This is a genomic window from Kitasatospora sp. NPDC127067, assembly GCF_042724755.1.
Lineage (GTDB): Bacteria > Actinomycetota > Actinomycetes > Streptomycetales > Streptomycetaceae > Kitasatospora > Kitasatospora lactacystinica.
In genome coordinates, this window is the sequence record NZ_JBHXEM010000002.1 from 157,803 (window position 1) to 168,413 (window position 10,611).

The 10,611-nt window shown below is 74.4% G+C and carries 7 protein-coding genes; 3 read left to right on the plus strand and 4 right to left on the minus strand.

Features of this window, described 5'->3' with window-relative positions:
• Positions 1–17: 17 nt before the first annotated feature.
• The 3 genes from ACFWJ4_RS01855 to ACFWJ4_RS01865 are packed head-to-tail and all read right to left on the minus strand — an operon-like array spanning position 18 to position 2,655.
• Positions 18–959: an ABC transporter substrate-binding protein gene (locus ACFWJ4_RS01855; RefSeq protein ID WP_380538256.1), complete on the minus strand. Its 942-nt coding sequence runs from the start codon at positions 957–959 to the stop codon at positions 18–20.
• Positions 960–970: 11 nt separating this feature from the next.
• Entirely contained in the window at positions 971–1,480 is a 510-nt protein-coding gene (locus ACFWJ4_RS01860; RefSeq protein ID WP_380538258.1) for a GNAT family N-acetyltransferase, read from the minus strand.
• Positions 1,477–2,655, minus strand: a complete 1,179-nt coding sequence (locus tag ACFWJ4_RS01865; protein WP_380538259.1) for an LLM class flavin-dependent oxidoreductase — start codon at positions 2,653–2,655, stop codon at positions 1,477–1,479. Before ACFWJ4_RS01865 ends, ACFWJ4_RS01860 begins: the two co-directional genes overlap by 4 nt.
• A gap of 676 nt (positions 2,656–3,331) precedes the next feature.
• Here ACFWJ4_RS01865 and ACFWJ4_RS01870 point away from each other — a divergent pair.
• Both ACFWJ4_RS01870 and ACFWJ4_RS01875 read left to right on the plus strand, forming a co-directional pair.
• Positions 3,332–4,285, plus strand: coding sequence for an amino acid ABC transporter permease (locus ACFWJ4_RS01870; protein ID WP_380538261.1), 954 nt, complete (start codon positions 3,332–3,334; stop codon positions 4,283–4,285).
• The gene (locus tag ACFWJ4_RS01875; RefSeq protein WP_380538263.1) at positions 4,282–6,207 is read left to right on the plus strand and encodes an FAD/NAD(P)-binding protein; all 1,926 of its coding nucleotides are present in this window, start codon (positions 4,282–4,284) and stop codon (positions 6,205–6,207) included. Before ACFWJ4_RS01870 ends, ACFWJ4_RS01875 begins: the two co-directional genes overlap by 4 nt.
• A gap of 18 nt (positions 6,208–6,225) precedes the next feature.
• On the opposite strand, the gene ACFWJ4_RS01880 is transcribed toward ACFWJ4_RS01875, so the two are convergent.
• Positions 6,226–8,103, minus strand: coding sequence for a protein kinase (locus tag ACFWJ4_RS01880; protein WP_380538265.1), 1,878 nt, complete (start codon positions 8,101–8,103; stop codon positions 6,226–6,228).
• Between the two features lie 175 nt (positions 8,104–8,278).
• Between ACFWJ4_RS01880 and ACFWJ4_RS01885 the strand changes: the two genes are divergently transcribed.
• Positions 8,279–10,558 carry an FdhF/YdeP family oxidoreductase gene (locus ACFWJ4_RS01885; protein ID WP_380538267.1) on the plus strand — a complete coding sequence of 760 codons (2,280 nt, stop codon included), beginning with the start codon at positions 8,279–8,281 and terminating at the stop codon, positions 10,556–10,558.
• Positions 10,559–10,611: the final 53 nt, after the last annotated feature.

Consider the following 10,611-nt stretch of genomic DNA (forward strand, 5'->3'; position numbering starts at 1 on the left):
TCCTCGGTGGCCGGCGCTCAGGCGTGCTCGGGCGGGCTGATCCGCGATTCCTCGATCGCCGACTCGGCGACCCCCCACTTGCGCAGGATCCGCTCGTACGTCCCGTCCTTGATCAGCTGGTTGACCGCCGCCTGGAGGGCCGGGGCGAGTTTCGAGCCCTTCTTCAGGGCGAAGCCGACGTCGAGGCGGTGGAACTCGTTGAGGAAGCGGGTCCCGGAGGCCTCCTGCGCGGCCTGGTGGCGCAGGCCGTTGATGGTGGACATCTCGATGTCCACCCGGCCCTGCTGGAGGCTGGTCAGCAGGGCGCCGCTCTCGCCGAACGCCTTGACCTCGTACGGCTTCTTCCCGGCGTCGGCGCAGACGTTCTTCCGGCTGTTGAGGGTGGTCTCGAAGGTGGTGCCGGCGCCGGTGCCGATGGTCAGTCCGCACAGCTGGACCAGGTCGGTGACCGGCTGGACCGCGGTGTTGTCCTTCTTCACCGCGAAGCCCTGGCCGTCGTCGATGTAGGTGACGAAGTCGATGGTCCTCAGCCGGGCCGCGGTGACCCCGAAGTTGCCGGTGCCGACGTCGTACTTCCCGCTGTCCAGGGCGGGCAGGATGGTCTCGAAGGCGGCCTGCTCGCGCTGCACGGTCAGGCCGAGCAGCCTGGCCACCGCGTCGGTGAAGTCCACGTCGATCCCGGCCGGCTTCCTGTCGGCCTGGTCGGTGTAGAAGGCGCTGGGCGGCGCGCCGAAGGCCGAGCCGAACTTCAGCGTGCCGGCCCTGCGGACCTCCTCGGGCAGCAGCGCGGCGGCGGACTCCGAGGTCCTGAGACCGGAGACGAGGTCCTCGGTGGCGGTGGCGGCCGGACCGCCCGCCGCCGCGCCCGCGATCTTCGGGTCCGAGCCGCAGGCGGCCAGGGCCAGGACCGGCAGCAGGACGGCGGTCGCGAGCAGGCGGCGGACGGTGGTGGTTCTCACGAGGGGGCCTTTCAGGAGGTCGTGGTCAGAACGGGCAGGTGCTTCTCGAAGGGGAGCGGCCCGATGGTCAGGGGGTCGGCGGAGACGTCGAACAGCGGGGTGTAGCCGGCCGCCAGGTAGAGGTTCCTGGCCTCGGGCTGGCGCGGGCCGGTGGTGAGGTGGAAGCGGGTGTAGCCGGCCGCGGCCGCCGTCCGCTCCAGCTCGGCCAGCACCCGGCGGGCCAGGCCCCGGCGCCGGTGCGCGGAGTGCGTCCACATCCGCTTCACCTCGGCGGTGCGGTCGTCGTAGCGCTTGTACGCGCCGCCAGCCACCGGTTCGCCGTCCTCCAGCAGGAGCAGCAGCACGCCGTGCGGCTCGGCGAAGTCCCCGGCCGGGTAGCGGTTCATCTCCTGGTGCGCCTCGGGGCCGTACCGGGTGACGTACTCGTGGGTGAGCTCGCGCAGCAGCGGCTCGACCAGCGGATCGTCGATCGTGACCCTGCGGAACTCCCACCCGTCGGCCGGGCCCGCGCCCGCGCTCACGCCTGCACCGCGATCAGCTGGTGGCGGTCGCGCTCGGCCCGCTCGGCCTTGGCGGCCCTGGCGGCGTCCCGCTTGGCGACCTCCTCGCGGACGATCGGGATGACGTACCGGCCGAAGTCGATCGCGTCGTCCAGCAGGTGGTAGCCGCGCGCGGACAGGATGTCCACGCCGAGGTCGTAGTAGTCGAGCAGCGCCTGGGCGACCGTCTCCGGGGTGCCGACCAGCGCGTTGGAGTTGCCCGCCCCGCCGGTGGCCGCGGCGGTCGGGGTCCACAGGGCGCGGTCGTAGCGCTCGCCGGCCTCGGCGATCTCGATCAGCCGCTGGGAGCCGACGTTCTCGGGTGCCGCGGTCTCGCGCGTCCCGGCCTCGCGCGTCCTGGTCGCCGGGTTCGTCCCCGCCCGGTCGGTGCCCCGACGGTCCCGGATCGCGGCCACCGTCCGGTGCGCCTTCTCCCAGGCCAGCTCCTCGGTCGGCGCGATGATCGGCCGGAACGCCACCTGGATCCGCGGCACGTCGGTGCGCCCGGCGGCCCGGGCCGCCTCCTTCACCCGCTCGATCTGCTCGGCGGTGCGGGCCAGCGGCTCGCCCCAGAGGCAGTAGACGTCCGCCTCGGCGCCGCCGGCCGCGTAGGCCGCGTCGGAGGAGCCGCCGAAGGAGACCCCCGGGCGCGGCTGCTGCACGGGGAAGACGTCCGAGACGAAGTCGTTGAAGCGGTAGTGCGGGCCCTCGTGGTCGAAGGGCTCCCGGCTGGTCCAGGCCTTCTTGACGATGCCGATGTACTCCCGGGTGCGCTCGTAGCGCTGGTCCTTGGTCAGGAAGTCGCCCTCGCGCTGCTGCTCGTGGTCGTTGCCGCCGGTGATGAAGTGCACGGTCAGCCGGCCGTCGCTGATCCGGTCGAGGGTCGCGAAGGTCTTGGCCGCGAAGGTCGGGTAGGAGACGTTCGGCCGGTGCGCCAGCAGGATCTGGAGGCGCTCCAGGTGCGAGGCGAGGAAGGCCGCCGCGGCCGACGGCTCCGGGGCGCCGGCCCCGTAGGCGAAGAGCACCCGGTCCCAGCCGTGGTCCTCGTGCGCCCGGGCCAGCCGCAGGGTGTAGTCGCGGTCGAAGGCGGCGGTGGTGCGGGCGGTGGTCTCCGAACCGTCGCCGGTGGCGGCGATACCGAGGAATTCGACGGGCATGGCGGAACCTTTCGGGTGGGCGGGACTCCGGTGGACTGCGGGTGGGCAGGGGGTGCCGCCCGGCCATAGGACGGGGGCGCCGGAGGCGGCCGCGGCGGGGCGGCCGTCGAACACGTGACGGTGGACGTGCCGGTGAAGAGGGGGGACGGGAGGGAACTGCCGGAGTGCGGGAGGACCGGAGTGCGGGAGGGCCGGAGCGCAGTGCGAAGTCGGCGGCGGCAGCGAAGGCCTGACGCGTCGCCGGTCGCCGACGACGGATCCGGGCCGCGACGGGGCGAACCGAGGGAGGGCTCCCCGCCGGGAGATCAGGCCGGACGGACGGCCCGCTGCCGGGTCAGCCGCGACACGCCGCGGACCACACCCGACCGAAGTCGATGTGGTCGCGGCTGACCAGGGGCTGCTCGGCGTACATGGCCTCAAGTTGAGCAGTCGGCCGATCGGTACGTCAACCATCCATCATTGCCGCACTGTTGCGATCTCCTGTCGCTTCTCCGACGCGCCCCGGCCGGGCCCTCCGCCGTCCCGATCACCCTTGACAGCCGTCGATCGCGCATGCGTACGATCGGCGCGGAGTGCAGTGCATTGCGCCGGCCGTGTTGAGGGACACGGGCCGCGCCCGCGTACGTGACCACCGCCGTACATCTCCCCGCCCGCACTCCGCCCAGGAGCCGCCGCCATGGCCACCCCGCAGGACGTCCTGCCCGCCCCCTCCGCACTCGACCGCCCCGACGCGCCGCCCGCCGCAGAGGCCCGGATCGTCGCCCGCCGCAAGCCCGGCCAGTGGGCCGCCGCCGCCGTCGCCCTGCTGCTGGCCGCGATGGCGGTCAACTCGGTGATCCGCAACAAGGCCTTCCAGTGGAGCGTGGTCGCCGACTGGTTCACCGCCCGGTCCGTGCTCGACGGACTCGCCCTGACCCTCTGGCTGACGGCCGTCACCCTCGCCCTCGGCTTCGTGCTCGGCACCCTCCTCGCCACCATGCGGCTGTCCGCCAACCCGGTGCTGCGCACGCTGAGCTGGGTCTACATCTGGGTGTTCCGCTCCACCCCGCCGCTGGTGCAGCTGCTGTTCTTCTTCAACATCGGCGCGCTCTACCCCACCCTCGGCCTCGGCGTCCCGTTCGGCCCCGAGTTCGTCACGGTCAGGACCGTCAACCTGATGGGCCCCACCCTGACCGCCGTCATCGGCCTCACCCTGCTGGAGACCGCGTACGCCGCCGAGGTGATCCGCGGCGGCATCCTGTCCGTCGACCGCGGCCAGCTGGAGGCGGCGTCCGCGCTCGGGCTCGGCCGGTGGCGGGTGCTGCGCCGGATCGTGGTGCCGCAGGCGATGCGGGCGATCGTGCCGACCGCCGGGAACATGCTGATCGGCGCGCTCAAGGGCACCAGCATCGTCAGCGTGCTGGCCGTCTCCGACCTGCTCTACTCGGTGCAGCTGGTCTACCTCCAGTCGTACCGGGTCATCCCGATGCTGATGGTCGCCACCATCTGGTACCTGGTGGTCACCACCCTGCTGTCCGTCGGCCAGTACTACGTGGAACGGCACTTCGCCCGGGGCGCCACCCGCGACGGCCTGCCGCCCACCCCGCTGCAGCGGGCCCGCGCGGCCTTCGTGAAGGTGGTGCGGGCATGACGGCGCTGGTCATCGTCGGCGCCGGCCCGCGCGGCACCGGGCTGCTGGAGCGGATCGCCGCCAACGCGGCCGAACTCCTGCCCGAAGACCGCCCGTTGGCGATCCACCTGGTCGACCCGTACCCGCCGGGCGCGGGCCGGATCTGGCGCCACGACCAGTCCCCGCTGCTGCGGATGAACTCCATGGCCGAGGACGTCACCATGTTCACCGACGAACGCTCCAGCCTCGAAGGGCCGGTCCGCCCCGGCCCCTCGCTCGCCGAATGGGCCGCGAGGCAGGAGGAGTTCGCGCCCTACCGGGAGGTCGCCGACCCGGCCGTCCGGGCCGAGCTGCGCACCCTCGCGCCCGCGGACTTCCCCACCCGCCGGGCCCAGAGCGCCTACCTGGACTGGGTGTTCCGCCGCGCCGTCGCCGAACTGCCTGCGCACATCGCGGTCACCGTCCACCGCGACACCGTCCGGCGGATCGAGGGCCCGGCCGACGGCCCGCAGAGCGTCCACCTCACCGACCGGACGCTCACCGCCGACCACGTCGTGCTCACCCTCGGCCACCTCGACTCGGCCCCGCACCCGCGCTTCGCCGCCGACGCCGCCTTCGCCGCCCGGCACGACCGCTTCCACCTCCCGCCCGCCCACTCCGCCGACGTGACCGCCGAACTGGCCGCCCTCGCCCCCGGCGAGCAGGTGGTGCTGCGCGGCCTCGGCCTCGCCTCGGTGGACCTGGTCACGCTGCTCACCGAGGGCCGCGGCGGCCGCTTCGAGCCGATCGGGGACGGGCCCGCGCTGCGCTACCTGCCGTCCGGCCGCGAGCCGGTGCTCCACCTCGGCTCCCGGCGCGGCGTCCCGTACCACTCCAAGACCGGCTACCGGCTCCAGGGGCCGCCCGCCCCGCTCCCCCGGTACTTCGACGAGGCCGCCGTGAACACCGTGCTCACCACCGGCGGACAGCTCGAACTGCGGCGCGACTTCTGGCCGTTGATGGCCAAGGAGATCGCCTTCGGGCACTACCACGAGCTGTTCCACGCCCACCCCGGACGCACCGCCCTGCCCTGGCCGGAGTTCCTCCACCGCTACGACCGGCACCACTGGTACAGCCCCGAACTCGCCGCCCTGATCGCCGAGGCCGTCCCCGACCCGGCCGACCGGATCGACTTCGAACGGCTCGACCACCCGCTGGCCGGGCTCGAACTCGGCACCGACGAGGAGCTCCAGGCACACCTGCGCGGGTACGTCACCGCCGACGCCGACCGCCGCGCCGACCCGGCGCACAGCGCCGACCTCGGCGCCTTCCTCGGCCTGCTCTCGCTGTTCGGCCAGCTCCCCCGGGTGATGGCGAGCGGCCGGCTCACCGCCCGGTCGATCGCCGAGGAGGTGGACGGGTGGTTCTTCGGCTACTTCAGCTTCCTCGCCTCCGGCCCGCCCGGCTTCCGGCTGCGCCAGCTGCTCGCCCTCTCCGAGGCCGGGGTGGTGCGCTTCCTCGGCGCGGACGTGCGGATCGAACGGGACGAGGCGAGCGGCACCTGGCAGGCCGGCGGCGCCACCGTGCCCGGCCACCGGGTCACCGCGACGGCGCTGGTCGAGGCGTACCTGCCCAAGCACGCGCTGGCCCGCACCCTGGACCCGGTGCTGCGCGACCTGCACCGCACCGGACGGATCGTCGAGGAGGTGGTCACCGACCCCGACTACACCCACCGCTCCGGCCTGGTCACCATCACCCCCGCGGACAGCCGGCTGCTCGACCCTGCCCTCGGCGGCGCCCCGCACCCCCGCCGCACCGCCCTCGGCCCGCACACCAGCCTGCGCGCGGCCGCCGCCTTCGCCCGCCCGCGGACCAACGCCCCGGGCTTCCGGCAGAACGACGCCGCCGCCCGCGCCCTGCTCCACGCCCTGGCCGCGCTCCCGGCGCCGGCCCTGGCGGGCTGAGCGCCGTGGCGACGGCGCTCAGGCCCCGAAGATCTCCTCCACCAGGTCCTCGTCCGAGACGTGGTCCGGTGCGTCGAACACCACGTCCGCGACGCCCTTCAGACCGATCCCCCGGTCCAGCGCGTCCATGCAGGCCCGGGCCTCCTCGTCGGTGGCGAAGTCCCACAGCCGCAGCCGCCGCACCAGCACCAGCGCCTCCGTCGGGCTCATCCGCGGCGTGCGGCGGCGCTGCCCCGGCCCCTTGCGGCCGGCCTGGGCCAGCTGCTGCTGGTAGCCGGCCAGGTCCCGCCAGGCCTGCACGGTGCTCGGGTGGTGCTCGCCCAGCACCCGGGCGAGGTCCGGCAGCAGCCCGTGCAGCTGGAGCACCGCGCCCTGCGGGTCGCCCCGGTTGGCCCGGTGCAGCGCGAGGTCGTGCCGGGCCTTCAGGACCCGCGGGTCGTACGGGCCCCAGGCGGCGTGCAGGTCGGGCAGCAGCTCGTTCATCAGCCGGATCGCGGTGACCGGCGCACCGCTCTCGCCGACGCACCAGACCAGGTGGTAGCGGGCGCCGAGGGTGTCCGGGTCGACCGGGCCGAGCGCCGCGCGCATGTCGTCCACCAGGGCGGTCAACAGCCGGACCGCGCCGTTCAGGTCCCCGGTCCGGCTGAGGTACCAGGCGAAGTCCCGCCAGGTGCACAGGGTGTCCCGGTCGCTCCGGCCGAGCACCGTGACGCACTCCTGGGCGAGCGTCTGCAGCAGCATCGCCGACTCGCCGGCCGTCGCCGCCCGGTACGCGGCGGACCGGCGCTCGCGCAGTGCGGCCCGGACGGACTCGGCCGGCGGCGTGGCCGTCACCGGCGGCGTGGTCAGCGGGGGCAGCACCGACGGGACGGCGGGCACGGGCGCGGGCGCGGGCGGCAGCGCAGGCGTGGGCAGCACGGCGGGCGTGGGCAGCACGGCGGGCGCAGGCGCGGGCCCGGGCGCGGGGACGACCGGCGGGGCGCTCGGCGGCGGTGGCACCACCGGCCCCGGGCTCTCCACCACGGTCGGCGCCGGCGGCCGCGCCGAGGCCGCCCGGCCGCCCGGCCAGTCGGCCGGCTCGGCGAGCCGCCGCTCGACCGTACGGGCGTCGGCCGGCCGGTCCGCCGGATCCTTCGCCAGCAGCTCCGCGACCAGCCCGGCCACCTGCGGCGGCAGCCCGAACTGCGCCGGGTCCAGCGGCGCCGGCGCCTCGTTGAGGTGCTGGTACATCAGCACCGGCGTCGAGTCCCCGCCGAACGGCCGTGCCCCGGTGAAGAGTTCGATCAGGACGCAGCCCAGCGCGTAGAGGTCGGCCCGCCCGTCCACCCGGCCGCCGGTCCAGCGCTCCGGCGCCATGTACGCCGGGCTGCCGACGATCGTCCCGGTGGTGGTCAGCCCGCCCGCGCCGGTGTCCAGCTGGGCGATGCCGAAGTCCAGCACCTTCAGCTGCCCGGCGTCGGTGATCATCACGTTGTCCGGCTTGATGTCCCGGTGCACCATGCCCGCGTCGTGCGCGGCCGCCAGCGCTCCGCCGATCTGCCGCCCCCAGCGCAGGCTGAGCGCGGGCTCGGGCACCCCCGCCCGCAGCACCTCGGTGAGGGTGCGGCCGGTGAGCAGCTCCATCACCAGGTAGGTGACCTCCTCGCCGCCGAGCTCGCACTGCCCCAGGTCGTGCACCGTGACGATGTGCGGGTGCGAGAGGTTGCCGGCCGCACCGGCCTCCCGGACGAACCGCAGCGCGGCCTTCGCCCGGTCACCGCCGCGGTGCCCGATGACCTTGACCGCCACCGGCCGCCCCATCCGGGTGTCCCGGGCCCGCCACACCACCCCGAACCCGCCTTGCCCGAGCTTCTCCACCAGCTCGTACCGGCCGTCCAGGACGTCCCCGACTCGCACGCGCCCTCCCCTCCCGCCATGACGCCCAGACTCTACCGACGCCGTCCACCGCCCTTCCCCCCGCCGTCGCCCTCCCCTCCGCCTCTCCCCCGGGCCCCGGCCAGGTGGAAGGATGCAATCGAATCCCCGCGCGAACGCGGCGGTGCGAACCCAGCAGAGCCCGAGGAGAGCGGCCATGGCCAAGCAGGCCCCGCAGAGCGACCCGGCGCAGGACGCCCCCGAGGTGTCCGCGCCCCAGCACGCGGCCGCCGGACTGCCCGCCGTCGGCCACAGCCTGCGGATGGCCGCCGAGCAGATGGGCGCCCGCCGCACCCTGGCCACCCTGCGCAAGGTCAACCAGCAGAACGGCTTCGACTGCCCCGGCTGCGCCTGGCCGGAGCCGGACAAGCCGCACACCGCCGAGTTCTGCGAGAACGGCGCCAAGGCCGTCGCCGAGGAGGCCACCGAGCGGCGCGTCCACGCCGACTTCTTCGCCGCCCACCCGGTCGCCGACCTGGCCGAGCGCTCCGGCTACTGGCTGGGCCAGCAGGGCCGGCTCACCGCGCCGATGCTGCTCGACGAGGGCGCCACCCACTACACGCCGGTCTCCTGGGACGACGCCTTCGCGCTGATCGCCGAGGAGCTGAAGGCCCTGGACACCCCGGACGGCGCCGCCTTCTACACCTCCGGCCGGACCAGCAACGAGGCCGCCTTCGCCTACCAGCTGTTCGCCCGCCGGCTCGGCACCAACAACCTGCCGGACTGCTCCAACATGTGCCACGAGTCCTCCGGCTCGGCGCTCACCGAGACGCTCGGCGTCGGCAAGGGCAGCGTCGGCCTGAAGGACCTCTACCAGGCCGACCTGATCATCGTGGCCGGCCAGAACCCGGGCACCAACCACCCCCGGATGCTCTCCGCGCTGGAGCGCGCCAAGCGGGCCGGCGCCACGATCGTCAGCGTCAACCCGCTGCCGGAGGCGGGCCTGGAGCGGTTCAAGAACCCCCAGCACGCGCGCGGGCTGGCCGGCCAGGGCACCAAGCTGACCGACCTCTTCCTGCAGATCCGCCTCGGCGGCGACCTCGCGCTGTTCCGCGCGCTGAACCGGATCGTCCTGGAGCGGGACGGCGTCGACCGCGACTTCGTCGCCGAACACTGCTATGGCTTCGAGGAGTTCGAGGCCCAGGCGCGCGGGACCGACCGCGACGAGGTGCTCGCCGCGACCGGTCTGCCCTGGGAGCAGATTGAGGAGCTCGGCGAGCTGGTGCTGAGATCCGAGAAGATCATCGTCTGCTGGGCGATGGGCCTCACCCAGCACAAGCACGCCGTGCCGACCATCCGCGAGGTCGTCAACTTCCTGCTGCTGCGCGGCAACGTCGGCCGCCCCGGCGCCGGGGTCTGCCCGGTGCGCGGGCACAGCAACGTCCAGGGCGACCGGACGATGGGCATCTTCGAACGCCCCACCGCCGCCTTCCTGGACGCGCTGGGCGAGGAGTTCCGCTTCGAGCCGCCGCGCGAGCACGGCCTCGACTCGGTGGACACCATCCGCGCGATGCGCGACGGCAGGGTCGGGGTCTTCTTCGCGATGGGCGGCAACTTCGTCGCGGCCACCCCGGACACCGAGGTCACCGAGGCCGCGATGCGCCGCTGCCGGCTGACCGTCCACGTCTCCACCAAACTCAACCGCTCGCACGTGGTCACCGGCGCCCGCGCCCTGATCCTGCCCACCCTGGGCCGCACCGACCGGGACGTCACCGCGCGCGGCGCCCAGTTCGTCAGCGTCGAGGACTCGATGGGCCAGGTGCACGCCTCGCGCGGCGGCCTGCGCCCGCCCGCCCCCGGGCTGCTCTCCGAGACCGCGATCGTCTGCCGGCTCGCCCGCGCCGTGCTCGGGCCGCAGGACACCGTGCCGTGGGAGGACTTCGCCGCCGACTACGACACCCTGCGGGACCGGATCGCCCGCGTGGTGCCGGGCTTCGAGAACTACAACGAGAAGGTCCGCCGCCCCGGCGGCTTCACCCTGCCGCACGGCCCCCGGGACACCCGCACCTTCCCGACCGCGACCGGCAGGGCCAACTTCTCCGTCAACCCGCTGACCGCCCCCGAGGTCCCGCCGGGCCGGCTGCTGCTCCAGACGCTGCGCTCGCACGACCAGTACAACACCACCGTCTACGGCCTCGACGACCGCTACCGCGGCATCAAGGGCGGCCGCCGGGTGGTCCTGGTCAACCCCGCGGACGCCGACGAGCTCGGGCTCACCGACGGCGGGTACGTCGACCTGGTCGGCGAGTGGAGCGACGGCGTGGAGCGCCGCGCCCCGCACTTCCGGGTCGTCCACTACCCCGTCGCCCGCGGCGGCGCGGCGGCCTACTACCCCGAGACCAACGTCCTGGTGCCGCTCGACTCCACCGCCGACATCAGCAACACGCCGACCTCCAAGGCCGTCGTGATCCGCTTCGCCCCCGACAGCGGCGCGTAGCCGCCGGCCGCCCGGGCGGCGCAGCACGCGGGCCGCCCCACGTCCGGTGACTG